This window comes from Domibacillus indicus (assembly GCF_023715895.1).
Lineage (GTDB): Bacteria > Bacillota > Bacilli > Bacillales > Domibacillaceae > Domibacillus > Domibacillus indicus_A.
This window is the reverse complement of record NZ_JAMBOO010000027.1, coordinates 17,852-35,464: the sequence shown is the minus strand read 5'-3', so window position 1 is coordinate 35,464 and position 17,613 is coordinate 17,852. Positions and strand designations below refer to the sequence as shown.

The 17,613-nt window shown below is 45.4% G+C and carries 18 protein-coding genes; all 18 read left to right on the top strand.

The genetic code is table 11. From position 1 onward, the window contains the following. Window positions 1-14: 14 nt before the first annotated feature. The 18 genes from rpoB to rplN all read left to right on the top strand — a co-directional run bounded on the left by rpoB (window position 15) and on the right by rplN (window position 17,591). Window positions 15-3,569: a DNA-directed RNA polymerase subunit beta gene (gene rpoB / locus M3221_RS21870; protein WP_242236794.1), complete on the top strand. Its 3,555-nt coding sequence runs from the start codon at window positions 15-17 to the stop codon at window positions 3,567-3,569. 92 nt (window positions 3,570-3,661) lie between these two features. Further along, window positions 3,662-7,252 (top strand): DNA-directed RNA polymerase subunit beta', encoded by a 3,591-nt coding sequence (rpoC, locus tag M3221_RS21865; protein ID WP_251273784.1) that lies wholly within the window; start codon window positions 3,662-3,664, stop codon window positions 7,250-7,252. A 257-nt stretch (window positions 7,253-7,509) separates the two neighbouring features. Next, the gene (gene rpsL / locus M3221_RS21860) at window positions 7,510-7,932 is read left to right on the top strand and encodes a 30S ribosomal protein S12 (protein ID WP_045851848.1); all 423 of its coding nucleotides are present in this window, start codon (window positions 7,510-7,512) and stop codon (window positions 7,930-7,932) included. A 42-nt stretch (window positions 7,933-7,974) separates the two neighbouring features. Continuing rightward, entirely contained in the window at window positions 7,975-8,445 is a 471-nt protein-coding gene (gene rpsG / locus M3221_RS21855) for a 30S ribosomal protein S7 (protein WP_045851849.1), read from the top strand. A gap of 53 nt (window positions 8,446-8,498) precedes the next feature. After that, the gene (fusA, locus tag M3221_RS21850) at window positions 8,499-10,577 is read left to right on the top strand and encodes an elongation factor G (protein ID WP_251273783.1); all 2,079 of its coding nucleotides are present in this window, start codon (window positions 8,499-8,501) and stop codon (window positions 10,575-10,577) included. 130 nt (window positions 10,578-10,707) lie between these two features. Beyond that, complete coding sequence (tuf, locus tag M3221_RS21845; RefSeq protein WP_251273782.1) at window positions 10,708-11,895, top strand: elongation factor Tu; 1,188 nt, start codon at window positions 10,708-10,710, stop codon at window positions 11,893-11,895. 237 nt (window positions 11,896-12,132) lie between these two features. After that, window positions 12,133-12,441: a 30S ribosomal protein S10 gene (gene rpsJ, locus M3221_RS21840; protein ID WP_018395154.1), complete on the top strand. Its 309-nt coding sequence runs from the start codon at window positions 12,133-12,135 to the stop codon at window positions 12,439-12,441. 35 nt (window positions 12,442-12,476) lie between these two features. Beyond that, window positions 12,477-13,109: a 50S ribosomal protein L3 gene (gene rplC / locus M3221_RS21835; protein ID WP_251273781.1), complete on the top strand. Its 633-nt coding sequence runs from the start codon at window positions 12,477-12,479 to the stop codon at window positions 13,107-13,109. A gap of 30 nt (window positions 13,110-13,139) precedes the next feature. Continuing rightward, a complete protein-coding gene (gene rplD, locus M3221_RS21830; RefSeq protein ID WP_251273780.1) occupies window positions 13,140-13,763 on the top strand; it encodes a 50S ribosomal protein L4 in 624 nt (207 codons plus the stop codon). After that, complete coding sequence (gene rplW / locus M3221_RS21825; protein WP_046176550.1) at window positions 13,763-14,047, top strand: 50S ribosomal protein L23; 285 nt, start codon at window positions 13,763-13,765, stop codon at window positions 14,045-14,047. The genes rplD and rplW overlap by 1 nt, the downstream gene beginning before the upstream one ends. A gap of 33 nt (window positions 14,048-14,080) precedes the next feature. Further along, window positions 14,081-14,911: a 50S ribosomal protein L2 gene (gene rplB, locus M3221_RS21820; protein ID WP_251273779.1), complete on the top strand. Its 831-nt coding sequence runs from the start codon at window positions 14,081-14,083 to the stop codon at window positions 14,909-14,911. A 60-nt stretch (window positions 14,912-14,971) separates the two neighbouring features. Then, complete coding sequence (gene rpsS / locus M3221_RS21815) at window positions 14,972-15,250, top strand: 30S ribosomal protein S19 (RefSeq protein WP_046176552.1); 279 nt, start codon at window positions 14,972-14,974, stop codon at window positions 15,248-15,250. 19 nt (window positions 15,251-15,269) lie between these two features. After that, window positions 15,270-15,611, top strand: a complete 342-nt coding sequence (gene rplV, locus M3221_RS21810; RefSeq protein WP_242236775.1) for a 50S ribosomal protein L22 — start codon at window positions 15,270-15,272, stop codon at window positions 15,609-15,611. A 3-nt stretch (window positions 15,612-15,614) separates the two neighbouring features. Further along, on the top strand, window positions 15,615-16,271 hold the full coding sequence (rpsC, locus tag M3221_RS21805) for a 30S ribosomal protein S3 (RefSeq protein WP_251273778.1): 657 nt from the start codon (window positions 15,615-15,617) through the stop codon (window positions 16,269-16,271). Between the two features lies 1 nt (window position 16,272). Further along, the gene (rplP, locus tag M3221_RS21800; protein WP_050182391.1) at window positions 16,273-16,707 is read left to right on the top strand and encodes a 50S ribosomal protein L16; all 435 of its coding nucleotides are present in this window, start codon (window positions 16,273-16,275) and stop codon (window positions 16,705-16,707) included. Beyond that, window positions 16,697-16,894, top strand: a complete 198-nt coding sequence (gene rpmC / locus M3221_RS21795; protein ID WP_045851860.1) for a 50S ribosomal protein L29 — start codon at window positions 16,697-16,699, stop codon at window positions 16,892-16,894. The genes rplP and rpmC overlap by 11 nt, the downstream gene beginning before the upstream one ends. A gap of 19 nt (window positions 16,895-16,913) precedes the next feature. Beyond that, window positions 16,914-17,177 (top strand): 30S ribosomal protein S17, encoded by a 264-nt coding sequence (gene rpsQ, locus M3221_RS21790; RefSeq protein WP_050182390.1) that lies wholly within the window; start codon window positions 16,914-16,916, stop codon window positions 17,175-17,177. 45 nt (window positions 17,178-17,222) lie between these two features. Then, on the top strand, window positions 17,223-17,591 hold the full coding sequence (rplN, locus tag M3221_RS21785; RefSeq protein WP_018395165.1) for a 50S ribosomal protein L14: 369 nt from the start codon (window positions 17,223-17,225) through the stop codon (window positions 17,589-17,591). Window positions 17,592-17,613 lie beyond the last annotated feature (22 nt).

Genomic DNA, 17,613 nt, shown 5'->3' with positions numbered 1-17,613 from the left:
GAGGGGTGAATCAGTTGACAGGTCAACTAGTTCAGTATGGACGACACCGCCAGCGCAGAAGCTATGCGCGCATTAGTGAAGTATTAGATTTACCGAATTTGATTGAAATTCAAACAGCCTCCTATCAATGGTTTCTTGATGAGGGTCTGCGTGAAATGTTCCAGGACATTTCTCCGATTGAAGATTTCACAGGTAATCTGGCACTGGAATTTATTGATTACAGCCTGGCAGAGCCAAAGTATCCCGTGGATGAGTCGAAAGAGCGTGATGTTACGTATTCTGCGCCGCTCCGCGTGAAAGTCCGTCTTTTAAATAAAGAAACGGGCGAAGTGAAAGATCAAGAAGTTTTCATGGGCGATTTCCCGCTTATGACCGAAACAGGAACATTTATTATTAATGGTGCAGAGCGCGTTATCGTTTCTCAGCTTGTTCGTTCTCCAAGCGTATACTACAACGGTAAACTGGATAAAAACGGTAAGCGCGGATTTACTGCGACCGTTATTCCAAACCGTGGCGCATGGCTTGAGTATGAAACAGATGCTAAAGACATTGTGTATGTTCGGATCGACCGGACACGTAAATTGCCGATTACGGTATTACTACGTGCATTAGGGTTTGGCACTGATCAAGAAATCATCGACTTGCTTGGTGATAACGAATACTTGCGCAACACACTCGAAAAAGACAACACTGAAACAACGGAAAAAGCGTTGATTGAAATTTATGAGCGCCTTCGCCCGGGTGAGCCGCCAACAGTTGAAAATGCGAAAAGCCTTTTGGTTTCCCGCTTCTTTGACCCGAAACGGTATGACCTCGCAAGCGTTGGTCGTTATAAAATGAATAAAAAGCTTCACACGAAAAACCGTTTGTTTGGACAGCGTCTGGCAGAGACACTTGCCGATCCGGAAACAGGTGAAATTATCGCAGAAGCAGGCACTGTACTAGACCGCCGCACGCTCGATAAAATCATTCCGTATCTTGAAAACGGCGTAGCCTTTAAAACATACCGTCAAAGCGGCGGTGTAGTTGAAGAGGATATGACTGTTCAGACTATTAAAGTATATGCACCAAACAGCGAAGAAGAGCAGGTTATCAACATTATCGGAAACGGCTTCCCGGAAATGAATGTGAAGAATATCACGCCGGCAGACATCATTGCGTCAATCGGTTATTTCTTCAACCTTCTTTACGGAGTAGGCGACACAGATGATATTGATCACCTTGGTAACCGCCGTCTGCGTTCAGTAGGCGAGCTTCTGCAAAACCAATTCCGTATCGGTTTATCCCGTATGGAGCGTGTGGTTCGTGAGCGTATGTCGATTCAAGACACACAAACGATCACACCGCAGCAGTTGATTAACATCCGCCCAGTGATTGCGTCTATTAAAGAGTTCTTTGGAAGCTCCCAGCTTTCACAGTTCATGGACCAGACGAACCCGCTTGGTGAATTAACGCATAAACGCCGTTTATCTGCACTCGGACCAGGTGGTTTGACGCGTGAGCGTGCCGGCTTTGAAGTCCGTGACGTTCATTACTCTCACTATGGCCGTATGTGTCCGATTGAAACACCTGAGGGTCCAAACATCGGGCTGATCAACTCATTGTCTTCTTTCGCAAAAGTAAACCGCTTTGGCTTCATTGAAACACCGTACCGTCGTGTTGATCCAGACACAGGTCGTGTAACACAGCGTATTGATTACTTGACTGCGGACGAAGAAGACAACTATGTAGTAGCCCAGGCAAATGTTCCATTAAATGAAGATGGATCATTTGCGGAAGAAGAAGTCGTTGCTCGTTTCCGCGGTGAAAATACCGTCGTTAAACGTGAGCGCGTGGACTACATGGACGTATCTCCGAAACAGGTTGTTTCTGCTGCGACAGCATGTATCCCGTTCTTAGAAAACGATGACTCCAACCGTGCCCTTATGGGAGCGAACATGCAGCGTCAGGCTGTACCATTGATGCAGCCGGAAGCACCGATCGTCGGAACAGGTATGGAATACGTATCTGCAAAAGACTCCGGAGCTGCTGTTATTTGTAAGCATGAAGGAATCGTTGAGCGTGTAGAAGCACGTCAAATTCTTGTCCGCCGCATTCAGGAAGTAGATGGACAGGAAATCAAAGGCGATCTTGATAAATACAAACTGCAAAAATTCATTCGTTCCAACCAAGGAACATGCTACAACCAGCGTCCAATTGTTGCAGTCGGCAACCGTGTGAAAAAAGGTGAGATTTTAGCGGATGGTCCATCAATGGAACTCGGCGAACTTGCCCTTGGCCGCAACGTTCTTGTCGCGTTCATGACATGGGACGGCTATAACTATGAAGATGCGATTATTATGAGCGAGCGTCTTGTGAAAGATGACGTCTATACATCGATCCATATCGAAGAATACGAGTCAGAATCACGTGACACGAAGCTTGGGCCTGAAGAAATTACGCGCGATATTCCAAATGTCGGTGAAGATGCGCTTCGCAACCTTGATGACCGTGGAATTATCCGTGTTGGTGCAGAAGTAAAAGACGGTGATTTGCTTGTTGGGAAAGTCACGCCTAAAGGTGTAACAGAACTGACAGCAGAAGAACGCCTTCTTCATGCAATCTTCGGTGAAAAAGCACGTGAAGTTCGTGATACGTCGCTTCGTGTTCCTCACGGCGGAAGCGGAATTGTCCTCGATGTAAAAGTCTTTAACCGTGAAGACGGCGATGAGCTGCCACCAGGTGTAAACCAGCTGGTACGTGTGTACATCGTTCAAAAACGGAAGATTTCTGAAGGGGATAAAATGGCCGGCCGTCACGGTAACAAAGGGGTAATCTCCCGTATCTTACCGGAAGAAGACATGCCGTTCCTGCCGGATGGCACACCGGTTGATATCATGCTTAACCCGCTCGGCGTACCTTCCCGTATGAACATCGGTCAGGTGCTTGAGCTTCACTTAGGTATGGCTGCCCGCTACCTCGGCATTCATGTTGCGTCACCAGTATTTGATGGTGCAACCGAGGACGATGTGTGGGAAACAATCGAAGAAGCCGGCATGAGCCGTGATGCGAAAACGGTCTTGTACGATGGCCGCAGTGGTGAGCCATTTGACAACCGTGTATCTGTTGGAATCATGTATATGATCAAGCTTGCGCACATGGTTGACGATAAGCTCCATGCGCGTTCTACTGGACCATACTCACTTGTTACACAGCAGCCGCTTGGCGGTAAAGCCCAGTTCGGCGGACAGCGTTTCGGTGAGATGGAGGTTTGGGCGCTTGAAGCATATGGTGCCGCTTATACACTTCAAGAGATCTTAACAGTTAAGTCCGATGACATCGTTGGCCGTGTGAAAACATACGAAGCGATTGTGAAAGGCGAAAATGTTCCAGAACCAGGTGTTCCTGAATCATTCAAAGTATTGATCAAAGAACTTCAAAGTCTTGGTCTTGACGTGAAAATCATGTCAGGAGACGATCAAGAAATTGAAATGCGCGATCTTGAGGATGAGGATGATGTGCAGCAGGCCGATACGTTAAATATCGCTCCTGAAGCCGCTGGAATCGAGCCAATCGGATCAACAGACTGACCCATATAAATAGCAGTTCGTCCAAAAAGCGCTCCGAGCGCTTTTTGGGCGCTTTCAAGGAAATCGGTAAAAAGAAAAGGGAGGTAGGCCCCTTGCTGGATGTCAATAATTTTGAGTACATGAAAATCGGTCTCGCTTCACCGGATAAGATCCGTTCATGGTCTTATGGAGAAGTTAAAAAACCTGAAACTATTAACTACCGTACGCTGAAGCCGGAAAAAGACGGCTTATTCTGTGAACGGATTTTTGGTCCTACGAAAGACTGGGAATGTCATTGCGGCAAATACAAGCGTGTTCGTTATAAAGGCGTTGTGTGTGACCGTTGTGGCGTTGAAGTAACAAAAGCGAAAGTGCGCCGTGAGCGTATGGGGCACATTGAGCTGGCTGCGCCTGTTTCGCATATTTGGTATTTCAAAGGAATTCCAAGCCGTATGGGTCTTGTTCTGGACATGTCTCCACGTGCATTGGAAGAAGTCATTTACTTCGCATCTTACGTAGTAACAGAATCAGGGGATACAGCGCTTGAGAAAAAGCAGCTTCTTTCCGAAAAAGAGTTCCGTACTTACCGCGACAAATACGGCAGTAAGTTCCAGGCGTCTATGGGTGCAGAAGCGATCAAAAAGCTTCTTCAAGACATTGACCTTGATAAAGAAACAGAACAGTTAAAAGAAGAATTAAAATCAGCGCAAGGCCAGCGCCGTACACGTGCGATCAAGCGCCTTGAAGTGATTGAAGCATTCCGTCATTCTGGCAACCGTCCAGACTGGATGATTCTAGATGTGCTGCCGGTTATCCCGCCAGAACTTCGTCCAATGGTACAGCTGGATGGCGGCCGCTTTGCGACGTCTGATTTGAATGACTTGTACCGCCGTGTAATTAACCGGAACAACCGTCTTAAACGCTTGCTAGACCTTGGTGCGCCAAGCATCATTGTTCAAAACGAAAAGCGTATGCTTCAAGAAGCAGTAGACGCGTTGATCGACAATGGACGCCGTGGACGTCCTGTTACAGGACCGGGTAACCGTCCATTAAAATCTCTTTCACATATGCTGAAAGGGAAACAGGGCCGCTTCCGTCAAAACTTGCTTGGTAAGCGGGTTGACTACTCTGGCCGTTCTGTAATCGTCGTTGGTCCGAACTTGAAAATGTATCAATGCGGCCTTCCAAAAGAAATGGCGCTTGAACTTTTCAAACCGTTCGTTATGAAAGAACTTGTTGAGCGTGGACTTGCGCACAACATTAAAAGTGCAAAACGTAAAATTGAACGCGTTCAGTCTGATGTGTGGGATGTGCTTGAAGAAGTAATCCGTGAGCATCCGGTTCTCCTAAACCGCGCACCGACGCTTCACCGTCTTGGTATCCAGGCATTTGAACCAACATTGGTAGAAGGTCGTGCGATTCGCCTTCACCCGCTCGTATGTACAGCATACAACGCGGACTTTGATGGTGACCAAATGGCTGTTCACGTGCCGCTTTCAGCAGAAGCACAAGCGGAAGCGCGTATGCTGATGCTTGCTGCACAGAACATTTTGAATCCGAAAGACGGAAAACCAGTTGTTACGCCTTCACAGGATATGGTACTCGGTAACTACTACTTAACGCTTGAGCGTGAAGGAGCAGTAGGAGAAGGGGCCGTCTTTAAAGATACAAACGAAGCAATTTTGGCTTATCAAAATGGATATGTTCACCTGCACACACGTGTGGCGGTGGCAGCTTCATCTCTTGAAAACCAGACCTTCACAGAAGAACAAAACAAAAAGCTTCTTGTTACAACGGTTGGTAAATTGATCTTTAATGAAATTTTACCGGATACATTCCCGTACATTAACGAACCAACAAGCAGCAACCTTGAAGTAAAAACACCGGAGAAATATTTCTTAGATGCAGGCGCAAATGTGCCTGAACACATTGCCAAGCAGGAAATTGTTGCTCCGTTTAAAAAGAAAATTCTTGGTAACATCATTGCTGAAGTATTCAAACGCTTCAAGATTACTGAAACATCCAAAATGCTTGACCGCATGAAAGACCTCGGCTTTAGACACTCGACAAAAGCGGGTATCACAGTAGGGGTAGCGGATATCGTTGTATTGGGTGAAAAAGAGGGAATTCTAAAAGAAGCACAGGCAAAAGTGGACAACGTTATGAAGCAGTTCCGCCGCGGTTTAATTACCGAAGAAGAGCGCTATGACCGCGTTATTTCTGTCTGGAGCGCAGCGAAAGATGTTATCCAGGGCAAATTGATGGAATCCCTTGATAAACGCAACCCGATCTTCATGATGAGTGATTCCGGAGCCCGTGGTAACGCGTCCAACTTTACACAGCTTGCTGGTATGCGCGGACTCATGGCCAACCCGGCCGGCCGGATTATCGAACTTCCGATCAAATCTTCGTTCCGTGAAGGTCTGACGGTACTCGAGTACTTTATCTCGACACACGGTGCGCGTAAAGGTCTTGCCGATACCGCCCTGAAAACAGCCGATTCAGGTTACTTAACACGTCGTCTCGTTGACGTAGCGCAGGACGTTATCGTTCGCGAGGATGACTGTGGGACAGATCGCGGCCTGGAAATCAGCTCGATCAAAGACGGCACGGAAATTATCGAGGCACTTGAAGAGCGTCTTATTGGCCGTTATTCACGTAAAGCAATCAAGCATCCGGAAACGGGTGAAGTGCTTGTCCGTGAAAACGAACAAATTGATGAAGACTTGGCGAAAGTGGTTGTGGAAGCAGGCGTGGAAACCGTATGGATCCGCTCAGCATTCACTTGCAACACACGTCATGGCGTATGTAAAAAATGCTACGGACGCAACTTGGCGACCGGCCAGGAAGTGGAAGTTGGCGAAGCAGTCGGTATTATTGCTGCCCAGTCAATCGGGGAGCCGGGAACACAGCTTACAATGCGTACGTTCCACACAGGCGGCGTAGCCGGAGACGATATTACGCAGGGTCTTCCGCGTATCCAGGAGATTTTCGAAGCGCGTAACCCGAAAGGTCAGGCGATCATTTCGGAAATCAACGGAACCATTACGTCTATTACAGAAGGCCGTGACCGTCAGCAGGAGATCACTATTGCAGGCGACGTGGAAACACGCACCTATAACGCTCCATATACAGCACGCTTAAAAGTAGCCGTAAACGATACGATCGAACGCGGCCAAGTATTAACAGAAGGGTCTATCGATCCGAAAGAATACTTGAAAATCAAAGATGTCACATCTGTTCAGGAATACTTACTGCGTGAAGTGCAGAAGGTATACCGTATGCAGGGGGTTGAAATCGGCGATAAACACGTTGAAGTAATGGTTCGCCAAATGCTTCGTAAAGTACGTGTGCTTGAAGCGGGAGATACAGATGTTCTTCCAGGCAGTCTGCTTGAAATTCATCAGTTCCGTGATGCCAATGAAAAAGTTCTTCTTGAAGGCGGAATTCCGGCAACAGGCCGTCCGATCCTTCTGGGAATTACAAAAGCATCCCTCGAAACGGATTCCTTCTTGTCTGCTGCATCCTTCCAGGAGACAACTCGTGTCCTGACCGATGCTGCGATCAAAGGAAAGCGCGACGAATTGCTTGGTTTGAAAGAGAACGTTATTATCGGAAAACTCGTTCCAGCGGGTACTGGTATGCAGCGTTACCGTCAATCCGAAGCAAATCTAAAAGAAGAAGAATCAGTTACAGTCGAATAATTTTTTATCGGCGCCTGGATTATACCGGCGCCGATAAAATTTTTAAAAAGAATAGTTGACACTAGAAAATGAAAATGATACTATGATCAAGGTGTTCCTGTACGACCTTACTTTATGTATGGAGATAGGACCAAAACAATCATTGCCACTATTCGCAAAGAACGTTTTTGCAGGTTTGCTGCAAGAACTTTGTTTTTGCCCAAAAATGAGCCACCTGGTTGTGTTGGCTTAGAAAAAAAGGAAGGGAGGATCTTTACATGCCTACTATTAATCAGTTAGTACGTAAGCCTCGTAAATCAAAGATCACTAAATCGAAGTCTCCGGCGCTTAATAAAGGATTCAACAGCTTTAAGAAATCCCAAACAGATGTACTTTCTCCGCAAAAACGCGGTGTTTGCACACGTGTGGGAACAATGACGCCGAAAAAACCGAACTCAGCGCTTCGTAAATATGCGCGTGTGCGTTTGAGTAACGGTATTGAAGTAACAGCTTATATCCCTGGTATCGGCCATAACCTTCAAGAGCACAGTGTCGTTTTGATCCGCGGCGGACGTGTAAAAGACTTACCGGGGGTACGTTACCACATCGTTCGTGGAGCGCTTGATACTGCCGGCGTTGAAACTCGTCGTCAAGGCCGTTCAAAATACGGTACAAAACGTCCTAAAGCACCAAAAGCATAATTTAAAAAAACATAACTTGAATTTCCGAAAGGAGGAAAACACATGCCACGTAAAGGTCCTGTAGCAAAAAGAGACGTATTGCCTGATCCGCTTTACAACTCAAAATTAGTTACTCGTCTTATTAACAAAATGATGGTTGACGGGAAGCGTGGAAAATCCCAAGCCATCCTTTACGCAGCTTTTGATACAATCCGTGAACGCACGGGAAATGATCCAATGGAAGTATTCGACCAGGCGATGAAAAACATCATGCCGGTACTAGAGGTTAAAGCACGCCGTGTCGGCGGTGCGAACTACCAGGTACCTATTGAAGTTCGTCCTGAGCGCCGCACAACACTAGGTCTTCGCTGGTTGGTAAACTATGCGCGCCTACGCGGTGAAAAAACAATGGAAGAGCGCCTTGCAGCTGAAATTCTTGATGCGGCAAACAACAGCGGTGCTTCTGTTAAGAAACGCGAAGATACACACAAAATGGCGGAAGCGAACAAAGCATTCGCTCACTACCGCTGGTAATTTTTAAAACAAAACTTAAACCTACCCTAATTCAGGAAGGAGAAAGATAATAGATGGCAAGAGAGTTCTCCTTAAAAAACACTCGTAACATCGGAATTATGGCTCACATCGATGCTGGTAAAACAACAACGACTGAGCGTATCCTTTATTACACTGGCCGTATCCATAAAATTGGTGAAACGCACGAAGGTGCTTCACAAATGGACTGGATGGAGCAAGAGCAGGAGCGCGGGATTACAATCACGTCTGCTGCAACAACTGCTCAATGGAAAGGTCACCGTGTTAACATCATCGATACACCAGGGCACGTAGACTTCACAGTAGAAGTTGAACGTTCTCTTCGTGTACTTGATGGTGCGGTAACTGTACTTGATGCACAATCAGGTGTAGAACCACAAACGGAAACAGTATGGCGTCAAGCGACAACATACGGCGTTCCACGTGTTGTATTCGTCAACAAAATGGACAAATTGGGTGCTGACTTCCTTTACTCTGTTGGCACAATCCATGACCGTCTAATGGCGAATGCTCACCCAATTCAATTGCCAATCGGTGCGGAAGACGAGTTCTCAGGCATCATTGATCTTATTGAAATGAAAGCAACAATGTATGGCAATGACCTCGGTACTGAAATTGAGGTTGTTGACATTCCTGCAGATTACCAGGATCAAGCTGATGAATACCGTGAAAAGCTAATTGAAGCGGTAGCGGAGCTTGACGAAGAATTAATGGAGAAATACCTTGGCGGCGAAGAGTTGACGAATGACGAAATCAAAGCTGCGATTCGTAAAGGTGTTATCAACGTAGAATTCTTCCCAGTAATGGTTGGTTCTGCATTTAAAAACAAAGGTGTTCAGCTTATGCTTGACGCTGTTATCGACTATCTTCCAGCACCGGTTGATGTACCAGCAATCAAAGGTACGCTTCCAGACAGCGATGAAGAAGTGGAACGTGAATCTAGCGATGAAGCGCCGTTCTCGGCTCTTGCATTTAAAGTTATGACGGATCCATACGTTGGTAAATTGACGTTCTTCCGCGTATACTCAGGTGTTCTTTCATCTGGTTCATACGTTCAGAACTCAACAAAAGGCAAGCGTGAGCGTGTAGGTCGTATCCTTCAAATGCACGCAAACTCTCGTGAAGAGATTTCACAAGTGTACGCAGGTGATATCGCTGCTGCTGTTGGATTGAAAGATACAACAACAGGCGACACGCTTTGCGATGAGAAAAACCTTGTTATTCTTGAGTCTATGGTGTTCCCTGAACCTGTTATCCACTTGTCAGTTGAGCCTAAAACAAAAGCTGACCAAGATAAGATGACAACAGCACTTCAAAAACTTCAAGAAGAAGATCCAACATTCCATGCACGTACTGACCAGGAAACTGGTGAAGTTGTTATCTCGGGTATGGGTGAGCTTCACCTTGACATCCTTGTTGACCGTATGCGTCGCGAGTTCAAAGTAGAAGCAAACGTTGGTGCACCACAGGTAGCATACCGTGAAACGTTCCGTGCTAGTGCACAGGTTGAAGGTAAATTTGCCCGTCAATCTGGTGGACGCGGTCAGTTCGGTCACGTTTGGATCGAGTTCTCTCCTAACGAAGAAGGAAAAGGCTTCGAATTCGAAAACGGTATCGTTGGTGGTTCCGTACCACGTGAATACATTCCTGCTGTACAAGCTGGTCTAGAAGACGCTATGCAAAATGGTGTTCTTGCTGGTTACCCGTTGATCGATGTTAAAGCCCGCCTATTTGACGGTTCTTATCATGATGTCGATTCATCTGAGATGGCATTTAAAATCGCTGCTTCAATGGCGCTTAAAAATGCAGTGTCAAAATGTAACCCAGTTCTTCTTGAACCGCTTATGAAAGTGGAAGTTGTTATTCCAGACGAATATCTTGGCGACATCATGGGTGATGTTACATCACGCCGTGGACGTGTAGAAGGTATGGAAGCACGCGGTAACGCGCAAGTTGTTAAAGCGTTCGTTCCACTTTCTGAGATGTTTGGTTACGCAACGACTCTTCGTTCTAACACGCAAGGTCGCGGTAACTACTCTATGCACTTCGATCATTATGAAGAAGTACCAAAGAGTGTTATGGAAACAATCATCAAAAAAAATAAAGGCGAATAATTGATTTATACTTCCTAATCAAGTATAAATACTATTGTAAGCTTTCTCTTCTTTCGGAAAATGAATGTTTTCCGGAAGAAGACCAATATAAACTACTACTAATTTCTATATTTTGAAGGAGGACTTCCTAATGGGAAAAGCAAAATTCGACCGTTCAAAACCACACGTTAACATTGGTACAATTGGCCACGTTGACCATGGTAAAACAACTCTAACAGCTGCAATCACAACTGTTCTTGCAAAATCAGGTGGCGCAGAAGCACGTGCGTATGACCAAATCGATGGTGCTCCAGAAGAGCGCGAGCGCGGTATCACAATCTCAACTGCACACGTTGAGTATGAAACTGAAACTCGTCACTATGCACACGTTGACTGCCCTGGACACGCTGACTATGTTAAAAACATGATCACTGGTGCAGCACAAATGGACGGTGGTATCCTAGTGGTATCTGCTTCTGACGGTCCAATGCCGCAAACTCGTGAGCACATCCTTCTTTCTCGTCAAGTAGGTGTACCTTACCTAGTTGTATTCATGAACAAATGTGACATGGTAGATGACGAAGAGCTTCTTGAGCTAGTTGAAATGGAAGTTCGCGACCTTCTTTCTGAGTACGATTTCCCAGGCGATGACATTCCTGTTATCAAAGGTTCTGCTCTTAAAGCACTTGAAGGCGACGCTGCATGGGAAGAAAAAATTCATGAGCTTATGGCTGCAGTAGATGAGTACATCCCAACTCCAACACGTGACACTGACAAACCATTCATGATGCCTGTTGAGGATGTTTTCTCAATCACTGGCCGTGGTACAGTAGCAACTGGACGCGTTGAGCGCGGACAAATCAAAGTCGGTGACGTAATCGAAATCATCGGTTTGACTGAAGAGCCAAAATCAACAACTGTAACAGGTGTTGAAATGTTCCGTAAGCTTCTTGATTATGCTGAAGCTGGCGACAACATCGGTGCACTTCTTCGTGGTGTAGCTCGTGAAGAAATCCAACGTGGTCAAGTACTTGCAAAGCCAGGTACAATCACACCGCATACAACTTTCAAAGCGGAAGTTTATGTTCTTTCTAAAGAAGAGGGTGGACGTCACACTCCATTCTTCACAAACTACCGTCCACAGTTCTACTTCCGTACAACTGATGTAACTGGTATCTGCAACCTTCCTGAAGGCGTAGAAATGGTTATGCCTGGTGACAACGTAGAAATGTCAGTAGAATTGATTGCTCCAATCGCAATTGAAGAAGGTACTAAATTCTCAATCCGTGAAGGTGGCCGTACAGTAGGCGCTGGCGTTGTAGCAACAATCCAAAAATAATCATATTTTCACCGAAAACAGTCCGGTTTCGGCCGGGCTGTTTTTGTTTGTAATTTTTTTTGTTTCTACTATTGCAATCAGTAGAAAATGGATGTATAATAATCAATGTTGGTTTTTGACAGCGTTGATGCGGAAGGTTGCTGACACACCCGGCCGCTTTGCCATGGCGGTGATGTCAGGGAAAAATTTTCGCGGAGTATGTCTATTAGCTAAATAGGCGATAAAGGAGGGAAAATAATGGCAAAACAAAAAATTCGCATTCGTTTGAAAGCATATGATCATCGTATTCTTGATCAATCGGCAGAGAAAATCGTTGAGACAGCTAAACGTTCTGGTGCAAGTGTATCCGGTCCGATCCCGCTTCCAACTGAGAAATCTATCTACACGATTCTTCGTGCGGTGCATAAGTACAAAGATTCTCGTGAGCAGTTCGAAATGCGTACTCATAAACGTTTAATCGATATCGTGAACCCAACTCCAAAAACAGTTGATTCATTGATGCGTTTAGACTTGCCGTCAGGCGTTGACATTGAAATCAAACTTTAATAAATAAATTAATGAAAAATCAGGAGGTGTGACTCATGACCAAAGGAATCTTAGGAAGAAAAATCGGTATGACGCAAGTGTTTGCTGAAAACGGTGAACTGATCCCAGTAACTGTAATCGAAGCAGCGCCAAACGTTGTACTTCAAAAGAAAACAGTCGAAAGCGACGGCTACTCTAGCGTTCAATTAGGTTTTGAAGACAAGCGCGAAAAGCTTGCTAACAAACCAGCTCTTGGACACGTGAAGAAAGCAGGCGAAGGCATCGTACCTAAGCGCTTCATTCGTGAGTTCCGTAACATCGACAGCGATCTTGAAATTGGTCAAGAAGTCAAAGTTGATACTTTTGCAGAAGGCGACATCGTCGACGTAACAGGGATTTCAAAAGGGAAAGGCTTCCAGGGTGCTATTAAACGCCATGGACAAAGCCGCGGACCTATGTCCCACGGTTCACGCTACCACCGTCGTCCAGGTTCAATGGGACCTGTAGCGCCAAACCGCGTATTTAAAAACAAACTTCTCCCTGGCCGTATGGGTGGAGAGCAAGTAACAGTACAAAACCTACAAATCGTAAAAGTGGATGCTGAACGCAACGTGCTTCTTATTAAAGGAAACGTTCCGGGATCCAAAAAAGCCTTGATCCAAGTTAAAACTGCGGTTAAAGCAAACTAATCAACTTTTACAGGAAAGGAGGAAACAGAAATGGCTAAAGTTAAAGTATTAAACCAAACAGGTTCTGAAGTCGGCGATATCGAACTAAATGACGCTGTATTCGGAATCGAACCTAATGAACACGTCGTATTTGAAGCGGTGGTTATGCAGCGCGCATCTTTGCGTCAAGGAAACCACAAAGTTAAAAATCGTTCAGAAGTTCGCGGCGGCGGTCGTAAGCCTTGGAAACAAAAAGGAACTGGACGTGCGCGTCAAGGTTCTATCCGTTCTCCACAGTGGCGCGGCGGTGGTGTGGTATTCGGACCAACTCCTCGCAGCTACAGCTATAAATTGCCTAAAAAGGTACGTCGTCTAGCATTGAAATCTGCTTTGTCATCAAAAGTACAAGAGCAAAACATTCTAGTGTTAGAAGCATTGTCATTCGACGCGCCAAAAACAAAAGAATTCACTGCAGTATTAAAAAACTTGTCTGTTGACTCAAAAGCATTGATCGTGACAGATACAGTAAATGAATTCGTTGCATTGTCAGCACGCAACATCCCTGGTGTAACAGTGGTTGAAGCATCTGGCATCAACATCCTTGACCTGCTTGGCCATGATAAACTTATCATGACAAAAGCAGCGGTTGAAAAAGTAGAGGAGGTGCTTGCATAATGGATGCACGCGATGTGATTAAGCGCCCCGTTATTACTGAACAATCTATGGCTGTAATGGCTGATAAAAAATACACTTTTGAAGTGGACGTACGCGCGAACAAAACGCAAGTGAAGACTGCTGTTGAAGAAATCTTCGGCGTAAAAGTGAAAAACGTTAACGTCATGAACTACAAAGGTAAATTCAAGCGTATGGGACGCCATGCTGGCTACACAAACAAACGCCGCAAAGCAATCGTAACATTAACGCAAGATAGCAAAGAAATCGAACTTTTCGAAGCTTAATAAACGTATAAAATAGAAGAGGAGGGACACGAAATGGCGATTAAAAAGTACAAACCGACCACAAACGGTCGTCGTAACATGACGTCTTTAGATTATGCCGAAATTACAACAAGCACACCAGAGAAATCACTGCTTGAGCCGTTGAAAAAGAAAGGCGGCCGTAATAACCAAGGTAAAATCACTGTTCGTCATAGAGGCGGCGGGCATAAGCGTCAATACCGTATTATCGATTTCAAACGTGATAAAGATGGCATTCCAGGACGCGTTGCTACGATTGAATACGATCCAAACCGTTCGGCTAACATCGCACTCGTGAACTACGCTGACGGAGAAAAACGCTACATTCTAGCTCCAAAAAACATCCAAGTTGGAACGGAAATCATGTCCGGTCCGGAAGCAGATATTAAAGTAGGGAATGCTCTTCCACTTATTAATATCCCGGTTGGTACAGTTATCCACAACATTGAATTGAAACCAGGCAAAGGCGGACAGTTGGTTCGTTCAGCAGGAACTTCAGCTCAAGTACTTGGTAAAGAAGGCAAATATGTACTCGTACGCTTGAACTCAGGCGAAGTGCGCATGATTCTTGCAACATGCCGCGCAACAATCGGTCAAGTTGGCAACGAGCAGCATGAACTTGTAAACGTTGGTAAAGCAGGACGTTCACGCTGGTTGGGCAAACGCCCTACTGTACGTGGTTCTGTAATGAACCCTAATGACCATCCACACGGTGGTGGTGAAGGACGCGCGCCAATCGGCCGTAAAGGTCCTGTTACACCTTGGGGCAAACCAGCTCTTGGATACAAAACGCGTAAAAAGGTTAACAAATCAGATAAATTTATCGTTCGTCGTCGCAAAAAATAACGTAATTGTCCTACGGTTCCAAACGCGAACCGTAGATCAATCACGAAGGGAGGTACACAAATGGGCCGCAGCTTGAAAAAAGGACCTTTTGTTGATGATCATTTATTCAAGAAAGTTGAAGCACTGAACGAAACGGAGAAAAAGCAAGTAATTAAAACTTGGTCTCGTCGTTCTACAATTTTCCCGCAATTCATCGGGCACACAATCGCAGTGTACGATGGTCGCAAACACGTACCTGTATATGTAACTGAAGATATGGTTGGACACAAACTTGGTGAATTCGCGCCAACGCGTACGTACAAAGGACACGTTGCTGACGATAAGAAAACAAGACGTTAATTGAGAGGAGGATATTCCAATGGAAGCTAAAGCTGTCTTAAGAACAGTCCGCATTGCTCCTCGTAAAGCACGTCTAGTAATTGACTTGATTCGAGGCAAGCAAGTTGGAGAAGCGGTGGCGATCTTGAAGCATACGCCAAAAACGTCATCTCCTGTAATTGAAAAACTTTTAAACTCTGCAATCGCTAATGCAGAACACAACTATGATCTTGATGTGAACAAACTTGTTGTTACTCAAGCATACGTAAACGAAGGACCGACATTGAAACGTTTCCGTCCACGTGCAATGGGACGTGCAAGCGCAATTAACAAACGCACAAGCCACATCACAATCGTTGTGGCAGAAAAAAAGGAGGGATAATTCGTGGGTCAAAAAGTACATCCTCATGGACTACGGGTCGGGATCATTCGCGACTGGGATTCTAAATGGTACGCTGAAAAAGACTATGCTAATCTTCTTCATGAAGATTTGAAAGTGCGCGCATACATCGAAGAACGTCTTAAAGATGCTTCTCTATCCCGTGTTGAAATCGAACGTGCTGCAAACCGTGTGAACATCACTGTTCATACTGCGAAACCTGGTATGGTTATCGGTAAGGGCGGTTCTGAAGTAGAAGCACTTCGTAAAGCTTTGAACGAACTAACAGGCAAACGTGTTCACATTAACATTGTTGAAGTGAAACGCGCTGATCTTGATGCGAAACTAGTAGCGGAAAACATCGCTCGCCAGCTTGAAAACCGTGTATCATTCCGCCGTGCTCAAAAGCAGGCTATCCAACGGACAATCCGTTCAGGTGCAAAAGGAATCAAAACACAGGTTTCAGGACGTCTTGGCGGAGCAGATATTGCCCGTGCTGAACATTACAGTGAAGGAACAGTTCCACTTCATACTCTTCGTGCTGACATCGACTATGCACATGTTGAAGCAGACACAACTTACGGCAAACTTGGCGTAAAAGTATGGATCTACCGTGGAGAGGTTCTTCCTGCGAAGAAGAAAACTCAGGAAGGAGGCAAATAATATGTTGTTGCCAAAACGCGTTAAATATCGTCGTGTACACCGCGGCAAAATGCGTGGTCAAGCAAAAGGCGGAACAGAAGTAGCATTTGGTGAATACGGTCTTCAAGCAACAGAAGCTTCTTGGATCACAAACCGCCAAATCGAATCTGCTCGTATTGCGATGACTCGTTACATGAAACGTGGCGGTAAAGTTTGGATCAAAATTTTCCCTCACAAACCATATACGAAAAAACCTCTTGAAGTACGGATGGGTTCCGGTAAAGGTGCTCCTGAAGGCTGGGTAGCGGTTGTAAAACCAGGCAAGATCATGTTTGAAATTGCCGGCGTTTCTGAGGAAGTAGCACGTGAAGCACTTCGCTTGGCAGCACACAAGCTTCCAGTGAAATGCAAAATCGTAAAACGCGAAGAAATTGGTGGTGAATCAAATGAAAGCTAATGAAATCCGTGAACTTACCACTGCTGAAATTGAACAACAAGTAAAGTCGCTCAAAGAAGAACTTTTCAACCTTCGCTTTCAATTGGCGACGGGACAGCTTGAGAATACTGCCCGTATTCGTGAAGTACGTAAAGCAATCGCCCGCATGAAAACCGTGATTCGTCAACGGGAAATTGATAATCGATAATTGAAAGGAGGTTTGCACGATGAGCGAACGCAATCAGCGCAAAGTTTATACAGGCCGTGTTGTTTCCGATAAAATGGACAAAACAGTAACGGTTCTTGTTGAAACATACAAAACACACAAACTTTACGGAAAGCGTGTAAAGTACTCAAAGAAATTCAAGGCTCATGATGAGAACAACGAAGCAAAAATCGGTGACGTAGTACGCATCATGGAAACTCGCCCGCTTTCTGCAACAAAACGTTTCCGCCTTCTTGAAGTAGTGGAAAAAGCAGTCATCATCTAATTAATTGTTCGGATAGATGTTAAAGTCCGAAAGGAGGTAACCTAAATGATCCAGCAAGAATCACGTTTAAAAGTAGCTGACAACTCTGGTGCGCGTGAAGTATTAACGATTAAAGTCCTCGGTGGTTCAGGCCGCAAAACAGCTAACGTCGGTGATGTAATCGTATGTACAGTAAAACAAGCAACACCAGGTGGCGTTGTTAAAAAAGGTGAAGTGGTAAAAGCGGTTATCGTTCGTACGAAACGCGGCGTTCGCCGTAATGACGGTTCATACATCCGCTTCGACGAAAACGCGTGCGTTATCATTCGTGACGACAAGAGCCCACGTGGCACACGTATTTTCGGCCCGGTTGCCCGCGAACTTCGCGACAGCAATTTCATGAAGATTGTTTCCCTAGCTCCGGAAGTAATCTAATTGAACGAATAAATAAAAGGCC

Excerpts from the sequence above, each read along its gene's own strand:
- rpsL (WP_045851848.1), top strand. The coding sequence starts at position 7,510 with ATGCCTACTATTAATCAGTTAGTACGTAAGCCTCGTAAATCAAAGATC.
- rpsG (WP_045851849.1), top strand. The coding sequence starts at position 7,975 with ATGCCACGTAAAGGTCCTGTAGCAAAAAGAGACGTATTGCCTGATCCG.
- fusA (WP_251273783.1), top strand. The coding sequence starts at position 8,499 with ATGGCAAGAGAGTTCTCCTTAAAAAACACTCGTAACATCGGAATTATG.
- tuf (WP_251273782.1), top strand. The coding sequence starts at position 10,708 with ATGGGAAAAGCAAAATTCGACCGTTCAAAACCACACGTTAACATTGGT.
- rpsJ (WP_018395154.1), top strand. The coding sequence starts at position 12,133 with ATGGCAAAACAAAAAATTCGCATTCGTTTGAAAGCATATGATCATCGT.
- rplC (WP_251273781.1), top strand. The coding sequence starts at position 12,477 with ATGACCAAAGGAATCTTAGGAAGAAAAATCGGTATGACGCAAGTGTTT.
- rplD (WP_251273780.1), top strand. The coding sequence starts at position 13,140 with ATGGCTAAAGTTAAAGTATTAAACCAAACAGGTTCTGAAGTCGGCGAT.
- rplW (WP_046176550.1), top strand. The coding sequence starts at position 13,763 with ATGGATGCACGCGATGTGATTAAGCGCCCCGTTATTACTGAACAATCT.
- rplB (WP_251273779.1), top strand. The coding sequence starts at position 14,081 with ATGGCGATTAAAAAGTACAAACCGACCACAAACGGTCGTCGTAACATG.
- rpsS (WP_046176552.1), top strand. The coding sequence starts at position 14,972 with ATGGGCCGCAGCTTGAAAAAAGGACCTTTTGTTGATGATCATTTATTC.
- rplV (WP_242236775.1), top strand. The coding sequence starts at position 15,270 with ATGGAAGCTAAAGCTGTCTTAAGAACAGTCCGCATTGCTCCTCGTAAA.
- rplP (WP_050182391.1), top strand. The coding sequence starts at position 16,273 with ATGTTGTTGCCAAAACGCGTTAAATATCGTCGTGTACACCGCGGCAAA.
- rpmC (WP_045851860.1), top strand. The coding sequence starts at position 16,697 with ATGAAAGCTAATGAAATCCGTGAACTTACCACTGCTGAAATTGAACAA.
- rpsQ (WP_050182390.1), top strand. The coding sequence starts at position 16,914 with ATGAGCGAACGCAATCAGCGCAAAGTTTATACAGGCCGTGTTGTTTCC.
- rplN (WP_018395165.1), top strand. The coding sequence starts at position 17,223 with ATGATCCAGCAAGAATCACGTTTAAAAGTAGCTGACAACTCTGGTGCG.